At 47.0% G+C, this 20,819-nt stretch carries 17 protein-coding genes; 8 read left to right on the top strand and 9 right to left on the bottom strand.

What is annotated here, in order from left to right; all coding sequences use genetic code 11:
* Positions 1-4: 4 nt before the first annotated feature.
* Positions 5-1,141 carry a 4-hydroxyphenylpyruvate dioxygenase gene (gene hppD, locus L0Y31_RS20310; RefSeq protein WP_234734915.1) on the bottom strand — a complete coding sequence of 379 codons (1,137 nt, stop codon included), beginning with the start codon at positions 1,139-1,141 and terminating at the stop codon, positions 5-7.
* 15 nt (positions 1,142-1,156) lie between these two features.
* Complete coding sequence (locus L0Y31_RS20305; protein WP_234734914.1) at positions 1,157-2,332, bottom strand: homogentisate 1,2-dioxygenase; 1,176 nt, start codon at positions 2,330-2,332, stop codon at positions 1,157-1,159.
* 254 nt (positions 2,333-2,586) lie between these two features.
* On the opposite strand from L0Y31_RS20305, the gene L0Y31_RS20300 reads away from it, so the two are divergent.
* Together L0Y31_RS20300 and L0Y31_RS20295 are read left to right on the top strand one after the other, a co-directional pair.
* Positions 2,587-3,486, top strand: a complete 900-nt coding sequence (locus L0Y31_RS20300; protein ID WP_234734913.1) for a nucleotidyltransferase family protein — start codon at positions 2,587-2,589, stop codon at positions 3,484-3,486.
* 389 nt (positions 3,487-3,875) lie between these two features.
* Entirely contained in the window at positions 3,876-4,238 is a 363-nt protein-coding gene (locus L0Y31_RS20295) for a hypothetical protein (RefSeq protein ID WP_234734912.1), read from the top strand.
* Positions 4,239-4,308: 70 nt separating this feature from the next.
* Here the strand turns inward: L0Y31_RS20295 and L0Y31_RS20290 are convergent, their stop codons facing one another.
* Positions 4,309-6,012: an AMP-binding protein gene (locus tag L0Y31_RS20290; protein ID WP_234734911.1), complete on the bottom strand. Its 1,704-nt coding sequence runs from the start codon at positions 6,010-6,012 to the stop codon at positions 4,309-4,311.
* Between the two features lie 231 nt (positions 6,013-6,243).
* On the opposite strand from L0Y31_RS20290, the gene L0Y31_RS20285 reads away from it, so the two are divergent.
* A complete protein-coding gene (locus L0Y31_RS20285) occupies positions 6,244-6,465 on the top strand; it encodes a hypothetical protein (protein WP_234734910.1) in 222 nt (73 codons plus the stop codon).
* 46 nt (positions 6,466-6,511) lie between these two features.
* On the opposite strand, the gene L0Y31_RS20280 is transcribed toward L0Y31_RS20285, so the two are convergent.
* Complete coding sequence (locus tag L0Y31_RS20280) at positions 6,512-10,120, bottom strand: ABC transporter permease/M1 family aminopeptidase (RefSeq protein ID WP_234734909.1); 3,609 nt, start codon at positions 10,118-10,120, stop codon at positions 6,512-6,514.
* A 5-nt stretch (positions 10,121-10,125) separates the two neighbouring features.
* Positions 10,126-11,010 carry an ABC transporter ATP-binding protein gene (locus L0Y31_RS20275; protein WP_234734908.1) on the bottom strand — a complete coding sequence of 295 codons (885 nt, stop codon included), beginning with the start codon at positions 11,008-11,010 and terminating at the stop codon, positions 10,126-10,128.
* A 556-nt stretch (positions 11,011-11,566) separates the two neighbouring features.
* Here L0Y31_RS20275 and L0Y31_RS20270 point away from each other — a divergent pair.
* The gene (locus tag L0Y31_RS20270; RefSeq protein ID WP_234734907.1) at positions 11,567-12,619 is read left to right on the top strand and encodes a FecR family protein; all 1,053 of its coding nucleotides are present in this window, start codon (positions 11,567-11,569) and stop codon (positions 12,617-12,619) included.
* A gap of 126 nt (positions 12,620-12,745) precedes the next feature.
* On the opposite strand, the gene L0Y31_RS20265 is transcribed toward L0Y31_RS20270, so the two are convergent.
* Positions 12,746-13,615 (bottom strand): mechanosensitive ion channel family protein, encoded by an 870-nt coding sequence (locus tag L0Y31_RS20265; protein ID WP_234734906.1) that lies wholly within the window; start codon positions 13,613-13,615, stop codon positions 12,746-12,748.
* Positions 13,616-13,902: 287 nt separating this feature from the next.
* On the opposite strand from L0Y31_RS20265, the gene L0Y31_RS20260 reads away from it, so the two are divergent.
* From L0Y31_RS20260 to L0Y31_RS20245, 4 genes are all read left to right on the top strand, one after another.
* Positions 13,903-14,820, top strand: a complete 918-nt coding sequence (locus L0Y31_RS20260) for a sugar phosphate isomerase/epimerase family protein (RefSeq protein ID WP_234737213.1) — start codon at positions 13,903-13,905, stop codon at positions 14,818-14,820.
* Positions 14,821-14,873: 53 nt separating this feature from the next.
* Positions 14,874-15,617 (top strand): 3-keto-disaccharide hydrolase, encoded by a 744-nt coding sequence (locus L0Y31_RS20255; RefSeq protein WP_234734905.1) that lies wholly within the window; start codon positions 14,874-14,876, stop codon positions 15,615-15,617.
* A gap of 136 nt (positions 15,618-15,753) precedes the next feature.
* Complete coding sequence (locus L0Y31_RS20250; RefSeq protein ID WP_234734904.1) at positions 15,754-17,100, top strand: Gfo/Idh/MocA family protein; 1,347 nt, start codon at positions 15,754-15,756, stop codon at positions 17,098-17,100.
* 109 nt (positions 17,101-17,209) lie between these two features.
* The gene (locus tag L0Y31_RS20245) at positions 17,210-18,238 is read left to right on the top strand and encodes a DUF6807 domain-containing protein (RefSeq protein ID WP_234734903.1); all 1,029 of its coding nucleotides are present in this window, start codon (positions 17,210-17,212) and stop codon (positions 18,236-18,238) included.
* Between the two features lie 75 nt (positions 18,239-18,313).
* Here L0Y31_RS20245 and L0Y31_RS20240 read toward each other — a convergent pair whose 3' ends face one another.
* The 3 genes from L0Y31_RS20240 to L0Y31_RS20230 all read right to left on the bottom strand — a co-directional run bounded on the left by L0Y31_RS20240 (position 18,314) and on the right by L0Y31_RS20230 (position 20,720).
* Complete coding sequence (locus L0Y31_RS20240) at positions 18,314-18,721, bottom strand: hypothetical protein (RefSeq protein WP_234734902.1); 408 nt, start codon at positions 18,719-18,721, stop codon at positions 18,314-18,316.
* A 233-nt stretch (positions 18,722-18,954) separates the two neighbouring features.
* Positions 18,955-19,779 carry a serine hydrolase gene (locus tag L0Y31_RS20235; protein WP_234734901.1) on the bottom strand — a complete coding sequence of 275 codons (825 nt, stop codon included), beginning with the start codon at positions 19,777-19,779 and terminating at the stop codon, positions 18,955-18,957.
* A complete protein-coding gene (locus L0Y31_RS20230; RefSeq protein WP_234734900.1) occupies positions 19,776-20,720 on the bottom strand; it encodes an NAD(P)-dependent oxidoreductase in 945 nt (314 codons plus the stop codon). Before L0Y31_RS20230 ends, L0Y31_RS20235 begins: the two co-directional genes overlap by 4 nt.
* Between the last annotated feature and the right edge of the window lie 99 nt (positions 20,721-20,819).

Here is a 20,819-nt window from a genome sequence, read left to right as displayed (position 1 = left end):
GGCCTTAGAGCGTTCCGCGTAGTTCCTGTTCTCGTTCAATGGCTTCAAACAAGGCTTTGAAATTACCCTTACCGAATGATTTAGCGCCTTTGCGTTGAATGATCTCGAAGAAAAGGGTAGGACGCGGGCAAACGGGCTTGGTGAAAATTTGCAGCAAATACCCCTCGTCGTCACGGTCGACCAGAATGCCCAGTGCTTGTAGCGCTGCCATTTCCTCGTCAATTTTTCCCACTCGCTCTTGTAAATCGGAATAATATACGTCGGGTACTTGCAAAAACTCAACGCCCCGGTTGCGCAGGGCCGTTACCGTCTCCACAATATCATCGGTTGCGACGGCGATGTGCTGAATGCCCGCGCCGCCGTAGAAGTCCAGGTATTCTTCCACCTGCGATTTTTTCTTGCCGTCGGCGGGTTCATTAATGGGGAATTTGATCCGTCCATTGCCGTTGCTCATTACCTTGCTCATCAGCGCCGTGTAGTCGGTGGAAATATCGTTGTCATCAAAGGAAACAAGCTGCTTGAAACCCATGACATTGGCGTAGAAATCCACCCAACTGTTCATTTCATTCCAGCCCACGTTTCCAACCATGTGATCGACGTATTTCAGGCCCGCCGGTGCTGGGCAATAATGCGGATTCCAGGCGGCGTAACCAGGTAAGAAAATGCCTTTATATGCCTTTCGTTCAACAAAAATATGGACCGTATCGCCGTAGGTTCGTATGCCTGAGCGAACCACATAACCGTGATCATCTTCCTCGCGCGTTGGCTTTAAGTACGCCATAGCGCCCCGGCGGGTGGTTTCTTCAAAGGCTTTGGTGGCATCGTCTACCCACAGAGCCACCACGCGAACGCCGTCGCCGTGTTTGTCGATATGCTGCCCGATCTCGGTGCCGCCGTGGAGCGGAGACGTTAACACCAAGCGGATTTTATCTTGTACCAGTACATACGATTCGCGATCCCGCAAGCCCGTTTCCAGGCCCGCGTGGGCCAGCGGCTGAAAGCCAAACGCGCTCTGAAAATAGTGCGCAGATTGCCGGGCGTTACTGACGTATAGTTCAATGTAATCGGTGCCGTTGAGCGGGAGAAAATCCGCTGTTTCGGGTGAAGTATTTTCTGTTTTTAGAATTTCTAAAGTTTCCATAGCTTGTTGATTTCGTTATTCTAACCAAGATTTATAGTATTTGCCATCATCGAGTTGCATGGCCTGCTCAGTCAGCATAAACGGCCGGAACGTATCGACCATGACGGCGTATTCAGCGGTTTCTTTCTTGCCAATGCTCCGTTCCATCGCACCGGGATGTGGTCCGTGCGGGATGCCTCCTGGGTGTAGCGTAATGTGGCCCGGCGCAATGTCGTTCCGACTCATAAAATCGCCATCGACATAATAGATAACTTCGTCCGAATCAATGTTTGAATGATTGTAAGGAGCCGGAATGGCTTTCGGATGGTAGTCGTAGAGGCGCGGGCAAAACGAACAAACCACAAACGAATCGGTCTGAAAAGTCTGGTGAACGGGCGGTGGCTGGTGAATACGTCCGGTAATAGGCTCGAAGTTGAAAATGGAAAAACCGTACGGGTAATTGTAGCCATCCCAGCCTACGACATCAAACGGGTGCGAGGCGTACACCAGCGAATGTAAAGCCCCCTGCTTTTTAATCTTCAGTAGAAAATCGCCTTTTTCATCGTGCGTTTCCAAATCCTGCGGTCGTTTGATATCGCGTTCGCAGAAAGGTGCGTGCTCCAAAAGCTGGCCAAAGTGATTTCGGTAGCGCTTGGGCGTATAAATAGGGGAGTGCGATTCCAGATAAAGTAACCGATTGTCCGCTTCTCTCCCGGTAGGTTGATCAAATTCAATCTGGTAAATCATACCTCGTGGAATGATCAGGTAATCCCCGTACTCAAAAGGAATAGTACCCACGAGTGTTCGCAAACGACCGGAGCCCCGATGGATAAAAAGCAACTCGTCGGCATCGGCATTTTTATAGAAGTAATCCGTCATCGACTGGCGGGGAGCCGCCAAACCCATAACAAGGTCTTTATTGACCAGCAACGGAACCCGGCTTTCCAGAAAATCATCCTTGGAATCGATTTGAAAGCCAAGCAATTTGCGGGATAACAGATTCTTCTCAACGGCCAATTTAGGCGTCATGTCCACGCTCTCCAGTACCTCTTTCACCATGGTAGGCCGATGCGTATGGTAAAGCAGGGAAGACATGCCGTCAAAACCGATAGTGCCAAATAATTGCTCATAGTACAAGCCTGTACCAGTTGGTTTCTCAAACTGTGTATGCCGTTTAGGAGGAATCTGTCCGAGTGTATGGTAAAAAGGCATAGTTGCTTTGACAATTATTGCTTTGATTACAATTATAAAAACAAATTATATATTTATAACATTTTATAGAAAAAATTTTCCGAAAACATGATTAAGTGGTTCGGAGATAGAAAGAGATCGAACATAAATCTTTTAATAAAGCCGTAACTCGACTAAAAGGGTATTCCGCAAGTGAAACCTTTCAGTAACTTTGGCGCGTGTTAAAAGCCAGACATGGGCTTTGTCGCACAGCTAATTGATTAAACCAAAGACGAATGCAACCGACGCTCCTTATCTTAGCTGCTGGAATGGGTAGCCGCTACGGCGGAATCAAACAACTCGATCAATTCGGGCCAAACGGAGAAACAATTATCGACTATTCGCTGTACGACGCCATCCGGGCGGGATTCGGCAAAATTGTTTTTATCATTCGCGAAGAACTGCGCGAAGATTTTGAAGAAATATTCCGGCCCAAGCTGGAAGGCAAAGTCGAGTTCGACTACGCTATCCAAAGCTTGGACTCGTATGTTCCCGAAGATCTGGGAACGGTGAGCCGAACAAAACCCTGGGGAACCGGCCATGCTACTTTGTGCGCCCAGGAGCAGACCCAGACGCCCTTTGCCGTAATCAATGCCGATGATTTTTATGGCTACGAAGCTTTTAAAATCATGGCCGACTTCCTGACTAATGATACGAATGATACGCTACACGCGATGGTAGGCTACGAAGTGCAGAATACCCTGTCCGAATTTGGATCTGTATCGCGGGGTGTTTGTGAAGTAGACGAAGAAGGAAACCTAACATCGGTAATTGAGCGGACAAAAATATACCGTCAGGAAGATGGGACCATCGTTTATGAAGAGGCCGACACCACAACACCCTTGTCGCCAGAAACTCCCGTTTCCATGAATTTTTGGGGCTTTAAGCCATCGGTATTCCCCATTATTCAGGAGTTGTTCGAAGAATATGCCCGTGCTAACATCGATTCGCCCAAGGCTGAGTTCTATATTCCAACCATTGTGATGCATTTAATTCAGAACAACCAGGGGGCTTGTAAGGTATTTCGGAGCCGCTCGGAGTGGTTCGGTGTTACCTATCCAGAAGACAAACCCCTGGTGCAGGCTTCGCTGAAGCGTCTGCACGAAAACAACAGCTATCCAGAGAAACTTTGGTAAAAAGCCAATATTACCTAAATATTAACACCCAATCCCGGCCAAAACCGGGATTTTTGCTTTTTCTAGGTTTAGTATAATAATGCCGGCAAGCGACTAGAAAATGGTGTTTTTTGGATATTTCACTATTTAAAGTATTTGCGGTAATGTAGCGAGAATCATTGTACTTTTTAAAGATGAAGGGTTGTGAAATAAACAACTTTCACTGAAGGGCTTGATAGGTAATTGACTTTAAATCAGCCTTGTTTACCTTTGTATTGACTAAGGGATTAAACAACGCTTTCGGAAGAGAGATAATGCCTTTAATTGAACTATATCAAGTCTGAATACAATCTGAAAAAGTCATGAATACAACTCGTAATTTTTATAAAAATGTGAAACTAGGCTTAGCTATGCTAGCCGTAGTAGGTTTAGTGTCTGTATCACCTGTTTCTGCCTTCGCAAAAGGGGAAGAACCAGTAAATGTTGAATCAAAACTGAACGTTTCGATTCAGCAGCTGAAAGACATGAAATTCCGTGTGGCCCTAACGCAGCCAACTTCTTCCCGCGTGTTTGTTTCTATCGTGGATGCAACGGTGGGCGGGTCTCTGTACAAAGGGACATTTACAGCGAAAGATGATAACAGCCGTATCTTCGACCTGTCGCAATTGGCCGATGGTAAATACGTTTTCGAGGTCGTAGTTGGTGACCAGAAGTTTACGCAATCATTCGAGCTGAAAACACAAGTTAGTCGTGTGGTATTGGCAAGTAACTAATAATAACGTGCGCTTCTAGAAGCGTTGACCTTTGTCAAAGCCTGCAAGTGATCACTTGCAGGCTATTTTTTTAGGCCTCCCAGATCACCTTTTCAGTCTCTTCATACCAGCCAGCGATTTTTGCTTCGTAGCGGTCTTCAACAACGTTTCGTTTGATTTTGAGGGTAGGCGTAACTAGGTTATTATCCACTGTCCAAGGGTCTTTAACGATCACCACTTTTTTTACTTGCTCGTGCCTTTGCAGGTTACCATTAAGTCGCTCAACAGTTTCCTCCAGAAATTGCTTGACCAATCGACGGTCATTCTGGCGACCTAGATCAGACAACACAACTAAGGCAATTGGCTGTGGCAACGTCTGTCCCATAACACAAACTTGTTCGATCAGGTGGTTGTCGGCAAAACCAGCTTCGATCTGCGTAGGGATAACGTATTCACCCTTAGACGTTTTGTATAAATCCCGAAGCCGTCCCCTGACCTGTAGATAGCCTTCCTGGTCAAGGTGTCCAACGTCGCCTGTGTGCAGCCAGCCATCGTGGAGAACCTCGTTTGTCATGGCGGGGTCGTGGTAATAGCCGCTCATGAGCCATTCGGCGCGGGTTAGAATTTCGCTCGTCGCGGCGTCAATCTTGATGTCCATTCCCGGGTAGGCTTTCCCAACAGTTCCGTCCTTGATTTTATCGCTGGGCATCATCGAAACAACACCCAGGTTTTCGGTCATTCCATAAGCTTCCTGAATAGCTATGCCCAAACGGCGAAACCATTGGATGAGCGAAACAGGCATGGGGGCTGCTCCGGTTAGAATTAGTTTTGCTTCGCTCAATCCCAGCCTTTGTCGAATTTGCGTTTTCAGAATTTGTGACAAAATGGGAAGCCGGAGCAAACGATCGATGGTTTTCTGCGAAATTTTAGCCAGAATAGCCTGCTGGAATTTATGCCAGATACGCGGTACAGCCAGAAAATGCGTTGGACGGGCGGCGGTCAGGTTTTTTGTAAACGTTTCGAGTGATTCCGTAAAGTAGATGGTGCCACCTGTAATGATGCTGGTTGCTTCAACGAAATTTCGTTCGGCAACGTGGCAAAGGGGTAAATACGAGAAAAAACGGGCGTTCTGAACATCGTGCCGCATCATGGGCTTTGTGTTTTCGATGGCGCTGGCCATAGCCCGGTAGTTCATCATCACGCCTTTGGGGTTGCCGGTAGTTCCCGATGTATAAATAATGGTAAACAAATCTTCCGGCCACGGACGTGGGTTGTCCGTCATGGGTTCATACTGGGCCAGAATATCATCCCATTGAATCAACGATAAATCCGCTAAGGCACAATAATCTGGAAAAGCAACGCATTGTGTATCAGCCGGAACAGCAGGCTTCTGATTTTGCCAGTTATCCAGCTTTCCCGCAAACAAAACCGCGCAACCGCTGTGATGAAGCACATGACCTAATTGGTTGCGGGTCAAAGTAGGGTAAAAAGGAACTGAAACGTGTCCACTCAGCAGAATAGCGATGTCGGCAATGATCCAATGAGCGCAGTTTTTCGATAAAATACCAATATTACTTTTAGGAGGCAGTCCAATTGAATTCAGATAGTTCGCGACAATGCGCGCTTGCCGTCCCACTTCACCCCAGGTAAAGTCAATATAGCGATCGCCCACGGGCTGGCGAAGAAAAAGCTTATCGGGATGTTGTTTTTCGCGGTAATAGAAAAAATCCGTTAGCGTCTGCAACGGTTGCAAATCAGCCCGTATTGAATCCATCGTGTCAAATGAAGGGTTCATAGCCGGAAAGAGAGTTAATTATAAGACTAGTCTGATTATTAAAAATAGTATTTAAGTTGGGAAAAATTTAATATTTTCCATTAAAAAAGCTATTATCTGAGGTAGAGGGAATAATAAAAGAATCGCAGCGGGGTGATTCAGTGTCTTGGCAGCGTAGGTGTATCGATAAGCAGTGATTTTGACAACATTATCACGCACACAAAGTTGTACCAGAAAATAATGATCAACGTCATGAAAAAATCAGAAGGAAATTATACGGATCCCAAACTGAGGGAGAAATTGAAAGAGGAGATCAAAGAGGGAGACAAAGGAGGAGATCCGGGGCAGTGGAGCGCCCGAAAAGCGCAACTGTTAACGCATGAATACGAAAAAGAAGGTGGTGAATACAAGAGCAGTAAAAAGACTGAATCCCAAAAAGACTTGGAGAAGTGGGGTGAGGAAAATAAGAAATAAATCAAAAGTGTTTGGGGAGTCGTAAATTCCCCAAACACGCTTATAATCACAAGGTTGTTACTTTTTTCAGGTTGTCATCCGGGATACGGTCAACCAGTAAGTTGATGGGGTCGATTCCGGCTTCGTAAGGTTCTTCCTTGACCAAGAATGTATACTTACCCGTCTTATTCCGAATGCGTTCCCGGCGGATAGCCAGCAATTTACCCAGCTTTTTGCCATCGGCAGGCTTGCCGTATACGCCAACATCAATCCAGTCGTTGAGGGCAATGGGCGTTTCAACACCCAGGGAATCGGCCCGAAATTTCTCACTTTGAACATCAATCTGGACTTCAAATTGTCCATTGGGCAATTTTTTGGAAGTAGCCGTTAAGGCCCGGTTATTGAAAATAGTAATCTCCTTGAACAGATCGGTTATGATGTATTGCAGCGAATCCGGTGTATTCTGCTGAAACCGGTCGACGAGCGCATAGGAGGTTGGATAGGGGGGACGGCGGTAGCCATAATTCTGCACCACATCCTGCAATACCCGGTTAACTACTTGTTCCCCAATCATCTCTTTTAGGTAATACATCACTACGCTGCCTTTTCTGTAGTGAATGTAACCTTGATTCTCCACTTTTTCGAGCGGTACCTCCTTGAGCGATTCTGCACCACGGGAAGACAGGTAATTATCCATCTCGTACTTCAGAAACTTTTGCATCCGGTTGCGGCCATATTCTTTTTCCATCACCATCAGGGCGGAGTACTGCGCCAGGGTTTCCGAAAGCAGTGTGGCTCCCTGCATGAATGCGCCAACGACCTGGTGCGCCCACCACTGGTGGCCCATTTCGTGCGCAACGATGTAATACACCATGTCGATGTCTTCTTCCGGATCGATTTTCGAAATAAAACCAATCCCTTCCGAATAAGGCATGGTGCCGGGAAAGGCCTGAGCGAAAGACGCATACCGTGGAAACTCAATGATCCTGACCTGCTTATGGTAATAAGGTCCGAAATTCTGGGTGTAGTAGGCCAGCGATTTCTTCATTGAATTCTGCATGTTTTTGATGTTGTACGGATGCTTCTTATCGTAGTAAACCTCAACATCGATGCCCTTCCATTTTTCGCGGGCGACTTCGTATTTGGCCGAAATGAACGAATAGAAGTTCATCGACGGATGGTCGAGTTTGTAATGGAAATACGTGCGTCCATCCCGACTCCACTGCTTAAGCAGCGAGCCCGGTGCTACGGCAATCTGATCGTCCGAAGTGCTAATCACGGTTTCCACCATCACCCAGTCGGAGTTGTTGCTCAGGTAGTTATTCATGCAGGCATCGGTGCAGTTACGGGCCAGACGCGGGGCGCGGTCTTTCTCTTTCAGGTCGTACTTCTTGCGGGTATTTCGATCCGATAACTCGTAATTCTCCTGGTAACCAATCTGGGGAGCAATATCTTGGTTATTGAAGAATGAACCGTTTTGGTTGATTTGACTCGTAAAAGTGACTTCGTTTTCAAAGCCGCTTTTGACGCGCTTGGCCGAAAAATGAAATTTTATCGAATCGCCGGGGGCCAGAGCAGGCGTCAATCGGTGGATTTGGTACCGTAAATCTTCATCGTTCAAAACCAATTTCGCCCGGTCAATTTTTAAAGTATACTCAAGCTGGTCGGACAGGATTAGGTGTAGTGAATCAATGGGATAGCTCGACCGATTCACCAGGATTAAATTGCCTTCAACCTGTAAATCCCGGCGTTCTGGAAAAACATCGATCTTATATTTCGCGTCGGTAATACGCGGCTGCGGACGGTGCTGGTATTTCTTGTACGTATTTTCATAGGCAACTTGCCGCTTCTCCTGTACTTTACTAGTTGTATACGTATTGAGGATATGCGTATTATAAAAAATAAAACCGCCACAAAACACAAAAACGCCCAGTAAGCCAAAGGTCAAGGAGCGCTGCGGACCGGTAAAAGCAAGCCGGGCATTGTGCAGGCGACCTTTCCAGACGCTGTCTTTTCCACGCATCCAGAAGAAGATGGTAAGCATCCCTAACAAGGCGGTAAAGAGCAGCCAATAGACCCGGAACCAGACGTATGAAGTAATAAAAGGCCCGTAGCCATTCATATCCGAATACGTATAATCGGGCGAGGCGTTGAACTGAACCAGGTTTGTTTCTACATCCATTGGACCCCAAATGTTCGTGTTGGCAATCAGTAGGGCGATGTAAATGAAAAACGCCAGATACTTATTGTTTACCAGCGTATGCACCAACATCGACAGCACGATTAAGGGGATAAAGCGGAGCAGATCAATCAGGAAAAATTCCGTAAAATACAGTCCCAATTCGAAATTGGTATACCCCTGCGCCGCCTGTGCAACAATACCCGCCCCGATACAAAGCAGTTGAATAACAGCAATAACACCGATCATGGCCAGGAGCTTGCCAACGAAAACAGTCCAGGTTTTGTGCGGCATTGAATCATAAATCTGGTCAAAATCCGCTTCACGCTCTTTCCAGATGATCGCTCCCGAATAAAAAACAATGATGGCAATCAGGAAGAGGTACATAGTGCCCCGGATGAGGTCAATTACATTATAAGTAACCGGATAAGCACTGAGGCCATAGGTTCGACCCGCGTAACGCAATTGAAAGCCCATGTTCAAGACTCCCAGAACCAGGATGGCGATAAAGGCCGTACCAGTGATAACTCCTTTGAAATCAGTGCGAGTCATTCGCCAAAGCTGGGTCCAGGTGGCACTGCTACCAAAATACTGATTGACTTTAGGCAGAGTTTGAAGGGGGGAGAAAATCATTTTTTCGGCTACATCCTGGCGCAGTCGAAGCAATTTGCGGCGGGAGATCTGTCGTTCTGCAAAAGAGAACCGAATATACGTAAAGGCAAGAACCACAAAGCCTACACCCATCCAGATCAGGCGGTTCAAGAGCATCTGAGGATGGGTAAGGCCAATCGAAAGAGTATTTTTCTCGCTGACTGTCCAATATTTTGTAATAAGGGAAAAAGGCCGAGCGCCAAATGTATCGACGTAAAAAGCCAGTTTTTCGTTATCAATGTCACTCAGAAAGCTATTGGCAATCAAATAAGCAACCAATATGCCGATAGCGCCAACAAATGCGATCAAGGTAGAACGAGTAAGAGCAGCCAGCGCAAAAACGATAGAGCCTGTGATAAAGGTATTCGGAATGGCAAAGACCAGAAAACCATTCAGGTGGGCCATCCAGTTGATGGAACCGTAGCGGTCGGCATCGATTAGGTCAAAAGTTGTTCCGATAAACGAACCTAGAATAATGCCCAGGGAAATGCCCAGAAAAGGAATCAGGGCGACGATAAACGACCCAAAAAAGCGCCCGGCCAGGTAAGCCAGTTTATGGATGGGCGAAGCAAAAATGATCTGGTTGGTTTTGTAGCTAAAATCCCGGATGGCGGCATTCTGCACAAAAGCTGTGGTCATCAGGAGGGCAAAAACGCACCAGGTAACAAATTGATTTTGAATGACAAACGGTGCATTTTTGTAAATGTTGCCAAATGAACCACCTACGCTAACGTTATCATCAGCCGCCGCCCAGGCAAACATCAGGACGTTAATAAGTGTGAAAATATACACCATCGGTTGCCGAAGCCAATAGCGAATTTCGAACGTAAAAATATGTCTGAACATGGTGGTTACTTGTCGATAGTGGTAAATCCGTCGATGGTCGAAAAGAAAACATCCTCTAAATCTGGTTGCGCGGGCTGAAAACCTTCGCCGGGAATGGATTCGCTATAGACGTGGATAAGGGGTTTGCCCGCCACCAGCTTATTAGAAATAATACGGTATTGCTGCTGATAATCAGCGAGTTCATTTTTTGAAATGGATTTCTCCCAGATGTTACCCTGGAGCTGCGATACCGCATTTTGGGGCGAACCACTGTATAAAACCTGGCCTTTGTGAATGATGGCCATGTTGCTGCAAAGCTCCATCACATCCTGCACAATGTGGGTCGATAGAATAACAATCACGTTCTCGCCAATCTCGGACAGGAGGTTATAGAAGCGGTTGCGTTCGCCGGGGTCAAGCCCCGCCGTTGGTTCGTCCACAATGATCAATTGGGGAGAGCCAATTAAAGCTTGGGCAATGCCAAAGCGTTGTTTCATCCCGCCTGAATAGCTGCTGACAGCCTTTTTGCGATGTTCGTATAAGTTTACACGTTGGAGTAATGCGTCTACTAATTCTTTCCGTTCCCGACCGTTGGTAACGCCTTTCAAAATGGCTAAATGGTCGAGCATGTCCGCCGCTGTCACCTTGGGATATACTCCAAACTCTTGGGGTAGATAGCCTAAGATGCGCCGAACGGCATCTTTTTGATTTAATACATCTATGTTTCCCAATGAAATCGAGCCGCTATCCGCATCCTGCAAGGTGGCAAGCGTTCGCATAAGCGTTGATTTTCCGGCACCATTCTGTCCCAGCAAGCCATACATGCCCGTGGGGATGGTAAGAGAAACATGATCGAGCGCTTTGACGCCGTTAGGATAAGTTTTGGAAAGGTCCTGAATAAGTAGTTGCATAGTGACAAATAGGAGAGGTTCGGTAACACCAAATATAATCGGATGCTTTTCTCTGAATAATGATTTTTGGATAGATGGTAAATAAGCTCAAAAGATTCTTTCGACGAGGGACTTGGTAACGAGTAAATGAGAAATATTGAATTTAATACTGTGTTTTTAGGAGAAAATAAAGTGAACAGAGCACTAAATGAAGCAATACACGTTAACTAAGATAAGACCGTTTAATAAGTGAGTTAAGATTAAATAATTTTTTTAAAATATACTGTAGCTTTTAAACGGGAAAATCAGACAAAAAAACGGCTAATTAGTTGTAAGAATATACGAGAAGGCTAGTTGATGCTTAACTTTGGGCTAAGTAATTTAGCTCATTGGTAAATTAAGTATAAATACAGTTCTGTAAAATAGTCTTTTAAGTATTTTATACGATCGCTAGTTGAGTGCTAATCGTAGTTTATTTATGTTAGATCTCCGCCGGATTTTAAAGAGCTGAGTAAGTAGAAGATAACGAAAGTGCTCTTTTATTGGAAAATCTAAAATCATCTGCAAATAATACCAAATGAAATACTTCTCCGCCTATACTGCCGAGGAGTTGGCCATTGACGACTTATTTATAAAGTGGGTACAACATCCGGATGATGCTGAAATCGCGTCATTTTGGGAAGGTTGGTTAGCAAATCATCCCCACAAGTTTAGAACTGTTGAAATGGCTCGACAAATCGTACTGGAAGCCTCCCAGCCAATTGGAGAGGCTATGGATGGCGATGAAGCGCAGTCATTGTGGGGTCGTATCCGGTCGTCTATTCAGGAGATGCCGGAGGTTCAGCCGTTGCAGCCCGAAGTACAAAGCATCGTTGCGCGTTGGTACTTTTTCCGCTGGTTGGGTGCCGCCGTGGCTATCGTTTTTTTTATTGGCTGGGTGCTCTGGAGCCAGTGGTCGCAGACAATGGTGACCATACGAACGGCATACGGCACATCGAAAAACGTTAAGTTACCGGATGGCTCCGAAATCATGATGACGGGGAATAGTCAGATTCGGTATGCCCGCGTCTGGGCCGAAGACATGCCGCGCGCCGTTTGGCTGGAAGGGGATGCCTACTTTGACGTTGCCCACCGGGGCGGGGTCGGATCGAACAATCGCTTTCGGGTGCATACCAGCAACCTGACCGTAGAAGTTGAAGGAACTCAGTTTAATGTATCGCAACGCCGGGCAGGTACAAAAGTCGTGCTGTCAACCGGAAAAATTCGGCTCATGCTCAATGACCGCCCGCAGGTCATTGAAATGAAACCTGGCGAATCAATCGAAGTTAAGGCCGATACGGCCCAGCACCCGAAAAATAAGTTGGTGGCCAAGCAGTTAGATTCGCAGGTAAGAGCTGACGGAACTGGCCAAAAATTAGTAATCAAGGAGATTTCTCTTTCCGAGATAGCAACCCTTATTCAGGATACGTACGGACTTACTGTCCACTTCCAGAATCCGGCGCTGGCGGATATCTGTATCAGCGGAATTGTACCCAATAGCAGCATCAATGTCCTCCTGGCGGCACTGGCCCGCTTGTCGGAGCTGAACATTGACCGCTACGATTCGATGGTTGTTATTACTTCTATATGAATATAAATCAGTGCTTTAATGAGGTACGGGTAATTGAAAAGTAGCGGTTCTGATGTATCACTTATCTGTAAAATAAAAGGCTGCCAAAACTTGGCAGCCTTTCTTGTTAAATACAAGGTGGGTTAATTAAGCGTTCGCTTTGTCTTCCGTAACAATCCGAACGGGCTGTGCATTGGGTGATACTGGAATTGTTTGCCCAATAAGCGAAATGTCCATAGCCGGCTTAGGCCCTTTAACGCTATGCTGTTCAAAGGCGCGTTTTACGTTCTCCTGCATGAAGTAATAAACATCCCAGTAATGCTCGCTTTTGCACCAGGGGCGAATGTCATACGTAGTGTAACCGATTTGTGAAGAATTGACCAGGATATCGATAGCGGGTGCTTTTAAAACCTTAGGGTTGCTGTCTGCCACCTGTTGAATCACCTGCCGCACCTTATCGATGCTCTCAGTAGCAGCCACGTTGAACTGAAGATCAACCCGAATGGTACCCTGGCCAGAAATGTTGGTAATTGGTCCCGAAGTGATGGAGCCATTTGGAATAATAATGCGCTTATTATCCAAAGTTTTCAGGATGGTATTAAACACCTGCACGGATTCGACTTCGCCGGTAAAGGCCCCTACATTGATTAAGTCACCAACACGGTATGGCTTGAAAATCAACACCATAACGCCGCTGGCAAAATGAGATAAACTACCCTGTAAGGCTAAACCAACGGCCAGCGTCGCCGTACCCAGAATAGCTACGAAAGAAGTTGTTTCTACTCCAAAGATGCCCGCAATGCTTACCAATAAAACAACTTTAAGAGTTACCTCAACAACCGAGCGTAGAAAAGGAATAATGGTTTCATCGACGTGCCGGGAGCGGAGGGCTTTTGATAAAAGCGTACTCAGTCGGTTAATCAGCCAGAAACCAATGACTAAGGTGAAAATGGCAAGCAACACACGGCTGCCGTAAAGTTGGATTAGAGGAGCGTACTTGGTGACGAAAGAGTCCATAGGGTAAAAGTTGATTGTTTGCGCACGGAATGGAAAAAAGTAAACTTGCCAAAGTCTTATGGAACCAGGTTCCTTACTTCTTTTCAGAGAAAGCCAATTGGGGACATAAGTTATTAGGAGTTAGTAGTCAGTTACTTTGTTCTAGTTGTATTGACGTTCAACTTTGCACTAAGTAACGGTTGGATACTTTTAAGTTTCTGTTAAATTTATTGGTGAATCAGTAGATAGATGGTCTCTTTTTGCTTTAGTCAGGTAAGACAATTCGTATCGATACTGACCAATTCATGATGATCAAGATTTCAAATAGACGCCAATTCCTTCAGTCAGCAGGTTTATCTGCGCTCGCGTTAACCGTGGGGGGTGAGTTACTGGCTAAATCGCTGGTAAAAAAATCAGGTCTTAAAATTGGTTATTCATCCATAACCTGGGGTGGCAAAGATGAGCAGGCCATTAAAGACCTGGCGTCGCTCGGCTACAAGGGTATTCAGCTACGGGCCAATACATTTACGCCTTATAAGACAAAGCCTTCCGAGCTTCGGGAGCAGCTGAAAAGCAACGGCCTGACGCTGGCTATGTTCTCCAGCGGCAACGTGGAAATCGACCCCGCCAAAGAACAAAGCACAATCGATATGCACGTAGCGCACGCTAGTTTTGTCAAGGCGCTGGGTGGTTCATCGCTTCAGCTGACCAACAACGTTCGCCCAAAAGACCGGAAGCCAACGACCGAAGAACTGAAGCGACTGGCAGCCGTCATGAACGAAATTGGCAAGCAAACTGCCGACATGGGTGTTCAGGCAACCTACCACAACCACATGCACCAACTGGGCGAAACACCCGAAGAGGTCGATATTATTGTGCAGGAAATGAATCCCAAATACGTAAAATTGCTGCTCGATATTGCGCACTATAAACAAGGCGGCGGCGATCCGGCCAAGGCAGTGAAACAGTATAAAGACATGCTGCACGCCCTGCACTTGAAAGATACCATGAGCCCGGTTCCAAATGGCAATCGTCCGTATAAGTTTGTTGAACTAGGCCGGGGGAATGTGGACGTTCCGGCGGTATTTGCGGCTTTGGAGGATATTAACTTCAAAGGCTGGGGCGTTATTGAGCTGGATGGTGTACCTGATCCAGACAAGACACCCTTGGAGTGCGCCCAGATCAACAAGGATTACATCACGAAAACCTTAAAATTCCCTCTTTAACTAAATGACTGAAAGAGCGCGTTAAGTTGGCTCCTCTCAGTTCTTTACACTGTATGAAAACGCTCATTTTATCCGGTTTGCTACTGATTGGTTTGGTGGCTGCCGAGAAACCCCAGGCCCCTAATACGCTGACAGCCAAAGAAAAAAAGGAAGGCTGGAAATTACTTTTTGACGGAAAGACAACCACGGGCTGGCGCGGTGCTTACAAAGATAAGTTTCCGGAAAAAGGCTGGACGGTGGAAGATGGGATGCTTACCATCATTAAATCAGATGGCTCAGAATCACAAAGCTACGGCGACATCGTAACGGATGGCGAATACAGCAATTTCGACCTGATGTTTGATTTTAAATTAACGGAGGGTGCCAATAGCGGCGTCAAATATTTTGTGGTGGAAGAGAATCCAAAACCCAAAGGTTCTGCCTTTGGCCTGGAATTCCAGGTACTGGACGATGAAAAACACCCGGATGCAAAAATGGGACGGGATGGCAACCGGACAATCGGCTCTTTGTACGACATGATTACTGCCAAAAATAAGGTTGTAAACCCAATCGGGGAGTGGAACCAGGGCCGCGTTGTGGTGAAAGGAAGTCACGTTGAACATTGGCTAAACGGGAAGAAAGTAGTAGAATACGAGCGTGGCAGTGACGCCTTTCGGGAACTGGTGGCTATGAGTAAATACAAGGCGCCGAGCTACAACGCCCACGGTCGTTTTGGCGAGGCTCCGAAAGGACACCTCCTGTTACAGGATCATGGGGATCGCGTTTCTTATCGGAATATGAAAATCAAGACCCTCTAGTAGAATTGCGTAAGGGCATACCGGGACACCAGCAAATGAGTAGAAATTGTTACAATATTTCTTTAAATTCTATTGCTATCGTCCTTCTTTGGGATAAACTTTGTTACATTGCTACTTTAAAATCTTATCTAAAAATATGGATAATCGCAGAGACTTTATAAAAAAATCTGCCCTGGCTGGCTTAGGTATGAGCTTTTCGGCTTCTAGCTACGCTCGTATTCTCGGATCAGCTGACCGTGTTCGAGTTGGGGTTGTAGGCTTCTCGGACCGTTTTCGGAGTTCATTGGCTCCTAGTTTTGCCGGTCATGCTAAAGAAATGAACTTTGAGTTTGTGGCTGTATCGGACATCTGGAGCCGCCGCCGCGAAGAGGCTGAAAAATACCTGAAAGACAAAGGCTGGGCGACGGATAATTTTGTAAAGTGTCGCAACAACGAAGAACTCTACGACCGCAAAGATGTCGATGCGGTTATCATCAGTACGGCTGATTTCCAGCACGCACTGCACTGCGCGGAAGCGGTTGAAGCAGGTCGGGATGTATACGTTGAAAAACCATTTGCTGAGTCGCTGGAAGATGCCCGTAAAGCATTGAAGGCCGTTGAAAAAAGCAAGAAAATCGTTCAGGTAGGTTCGCAGCGCCGCAGCGCACCCAACTACTGGGCCGCTAACGAATTCATCCGGTCAGGAAAATTTGGTGACATCAACATGGTTGAAATGACCTGGAACGTGAACCAACCGGGTCGCTGGCGCCGGGCAAAATTGGTTTCCGAAATCAAGAAAGAAGAGACCGACTGGAAACGCTACCTGATGAACCGCCCAATGGTGGAATGGGATCCGCGTAAATACTTAGAATTCCGCTTGTTCTACCCGTATTCGTCGGGTATTCCAGGACAGTGGATGTCGCACCAGATCGATACCGTTCACTGGTTCAGCGGTTATGACCACCCACGCAGCGTTGTTGCTAACGGAGGGATTTACATGTGGAAAGATGGCCGTACCAACGCCGACACGTTTTCGGCGGCTTTTGATTACGGCCCTGATAACGATAAATCAAAAGGCTTCCAGGTATTGTACCACTCCCGCATGACGAACGAAGCAGGTGGTACCAAAGAGTATTACTACTCGAACGGGGGAATGATCAACCTGGATACCAACAAAATTACGCCAGAAGGCGGTTTGGCAGCCCGGTATGCGAAAGAAATGAACATGCCTGCTAATCTGCTTCAGGAGCAAACGCTGGCCGTTGTCGGTGAAAAACAGGAGACAGGCGCTAATACAGGTGCCGATCCGATGACATCGCGTCACATGCGGAACTGGATGGATTGTGTTCGGAGCCGCAAAGAGCCGAATGCACCAGCACGGGCGGGCTATAACCACGCATTGGCTGGTATCATGGCCACCACGGCCCTGCATACGGGTGAGCGCGTTACGTACGATAACACCAAGCAGGAAGTACTAGCCGGTGGTAAGGTATACAAGGTTTAACTAGAAAAATAAGCGCGGATTAAGCGAATGGTACGGATTTGACACAATGCTTTTGTGCCTAAAATCGGTTTCGTTCGTTTAATTCGCGTTTTTGTTAACAGACCAGTCTATGAAAAAAATTATCTTGTTTTGCCTGATTGCTTCGTATGCCATGGCTCAGAAAAAGCCTGTTCAGGTAACCCATAATGAAGCCCAGAAGCGCGTTGAAGTAACCGTTGATGGAAAGCCGTTTACCGCTTATATCTACCCCGGACCCGATGTGCTGAAAAAGCCCGTCCTTTATCCCATCCAGACTGCGGGCGGAAACTTTATCACCCGGGGCTGGCCCATGGACCCGCGTCCCGGCGAGCGGGTTGACCATCCGCACCACGTGGGAATGTGGTTCAATTATGGGGATGTAAACGGCCACGATTTCTGGAACAACTCCAACGAAGTGAAAGGCCATGCCGGACCCTTCGGAACGATTGTACACACGGGCGTGAAGTCAGCGAAGAGTGGCAAGGACAAAGGCGAACTGACCGTAACGGCCAACTGGCTGGATAAAGACGGAAAACCGTTGTTGCAGGAAACGACAACGTTTGTTTTTCAGGGCCAAGGCAACGAGCGCAGCATTGATCGCACAACAACCTTGAAAGCATTGGACAAAGATGTGACCTTTAAAGACAACAAGGAAGGCATGATTGCGGTACGTCTGGCCCGGCAGCTAGAGCACCCATCGAATAAGCCTGAGGTCTTTACGGATGCGAGCGGGGTAGCTACCAAGGTAACCAAAATGGATAATACCGGCGTAACTGGACTATACAAAAGCAGCGAAGGCATTGAAGGAGAAAATGTCTGGGGAACGCGTGCCAAATGGATGAACCTGACGGGTAACATCAATGGCGAAGCGGTTTCAGTTGTTATTATGGACCATCCCAAAAACGTAGGCTATCCAACGTATTGGCACTCAAGAGGATATGGACTGTATGCAGCCAATCCTATGGCACCCAGCGTAATGAGCCAGGGCAAAGACAAAGCCATGAACTATGTTTTGCCAGCGGGTAAGTCTGTTACTTTCCAGTATCGGATGCTGATTGCCTCGGGATCAACTACGGATGCAACGCTAAGCCAGCAGGTGAGCCAATTTATCGGTCGTTAATCACGCCGTTACCATACAGAAATAACACACAAAAAGCCGGGAATCCGGCTTTTTGTCGTACTTATATCCAACAAACTAATTCATATATATCGAGGTGGCTTTCAGCGGGGTTGTTCTGCGACTCATAATTCTTTTTTCGCGCCACTGCCGGAAATCCGAGCTTTGGCGACCACACTGTAACAGCTGATCGTCGATTTGTTTTAACAGATAATGGAGTTGGTGCACCACCATCCATTGCCGTTGCACCTGCTGCGCCTGCGATTTCGCCGGTTTCATGGATGATGTTTCCTGCACCAGATCCCGAACAGTTGACCGTAAATGATATTGCAGAATAACCAGGCGGCTGGCTAGCTTGTGATCAACCGGGTGCTTTTCCAAAAAACGGATACCGGCAGACAGAAAATCATTGCGGCGTTGTAGGTTCTGGGAGGCAATTGACCAGGCATGGTCGGCTCGCAGAGAATTATACGTTACGGTTAACATGTTAAGCTGGTTAATTACAAGTTCACTAATAGGTTAATTCAAAAATAAATAAATTATCAAAATTTTGTATCGGTAACTATAGAATTAATAAAATTTTAATTGGGCACAAATAAGTATCCCTGTACAACTTTTCATAAGCTATACAGGGATAAAATACCGGGCTAGAAGAGTAAGGATTTAAAAACCCTCCAATCAAAGGGTAGCGCTAAGGCAATAAAGGGCGTTAAGCTTGTTTAATTAAAGTGCTTGAAGCAAATTTCAGCCAGTCGGCCAATGATCAGGTTGGCTTCTTCAGTGGTAGTACCCCGAACAAAAACAGATAAGACAAAAGGCTTGCGGGCGTAGACGATCCCTACATCCCCGCGCACGTAAGTCAACGTGCCGGTTTTGTGTGCGATAGCCGTTGTGGCGGGCAATAGGCTAGCAATGGCTTTGGTGTCTTTGTTCTGCTTAAGTATGTCAATCATTTGCTCACAAAGCGAGGGCGTCACCAGCTTTTTTTTGTAAATCTTCGTAAGGATGGTGTTCATCTCGCGCGTAGTAACGTAGTTCTCGATGCCTCGCTTCACGGCTGCGGTGTCAATCATGACGCGGTTTAGCTGGCTTTGCGACAAACCCATCGCCCGGATGCGCTGGTTGATTTGGTCCATGCCGAGTTTCCGAATGAGGATATTGGTGGCCATGTTGTCACTATGCGTCATCATCAGGGTAACGAGTTCGCGGTAAGTAACGCGGCTGTTTGGCGGGTAGGTATGCAAAATTCCGGACCCACCTACTTTTTCCGATTCCAGTAATAAGTGCAGACTATCCAGCGCCAGACGACCGTTTTTAACCCATTCCATCGCTTCGACCATAATCGGAAGTTTAATGACACTGGCCGCCGGAATGCGCTCATCGGCCTGGTGAAAAAACGACTGATTACGGCCTTTCAGCGATTCTACCGCGATGTTGACCTGAACCTTAGTGGGCAGCTCCTGCAAATAAGGCGTCAAAACATCAGAAAGAGATTGGGCCGCTAGCTCGGTAGACAAAAGCAAAAAAAAGATAAGGAACCTCATGAAAGAATAGCCAATAATTGCCGCACCAATACCTCATTAATTCGCACGTAACTCTCATGCGTCCAGCCCGCTATGTGCGGAGTCAGGACAACGTTATTGGCGGTTCGTAGGTAATCGAAAGCAGTTTGTTGCTCTGGAGTCAGTTTTGACAGCTTCTCGTTTTCCAGAACATCCAGACAGGCACCGCGAATTTTTCCACTTTGCAGTCCGCGAACAACGGCAGACAAAGAGGCAATTTCACCCCGCGCAACATTGACCAGATAGAACGGCTTCGCAAATCGATCAACAAAGAAATCATTGATCATCAGTTTGGTCTCGCTGGTAAGCGGAATATGCAGGCTTAAAACGTCAGCCTGCGCCATAATCTGCTCCAACGTGGCTTCCTGTGCGTAGGCATCACCGTAATGAGTCAGGTACTTATCGTAGCAAAGCACCGGGCAGCCAAAACCACTTAGTCGGCGGGCGGTGGCCCGGCCATTGTTTCCGTAACCAATCAGGCCGACGGTCAGGTTACCCAGCTCATAACCCCGGTTTTCTTCGCGGTGCCAAATGCCCTGACGAACTTCACGGTCGGCCTTGCTGATGTTAGCCAGCAGGTTTAGCAGCATTCCGACCATGTGTTCTCCTACCGCATCGCGATTTCCTTCGCCCGCGTGAAAAACCGGAATACCCCGCTTCTGGGTCGCGTCAAGATCAATCAGATCCAGACCCGCGCCAGCCCGGCCAATAAATTGCAGGGCAGGAGCAGCGTCCAGAATTGCCTGATCGACATTTGTTTTACTGCGAATAAATAATCCGTCGAACGCATGAATTTGCGCTAAAAGCTCCTGTCGGGTCATGTTAGGCGCATAGTGGTAGCCGATCTTCGCCTCATCAAGCATGGGAAAGAGGGACGGGTGCATCTCATCGGCAATGAGAATGGTGATCTGTTTTTCGGACATCCGTAGGGTTTTCGTAACTTGCAACAAAAACCTCAGTTTCTGGCTCCTTTCTTCTAACTAGGGAAGGGGTGGCAAATACCACACGTTCTCTTCAAGTCA

The organism is Tellurirhabdus bombi (genome assembly GCF_021484805.1).
GTDB lineage: Bacteria > Bacteroidota > Bacteroidia > Cytophagales > Spirosomataceae > Tellurirhabdus > Tellurirhabdus bombi.
The sequence above is the reverse complement of the archived record's forward strand: the minus strand, read 5'-3'. Positions and strand labels throughout refer to the sequence as shown.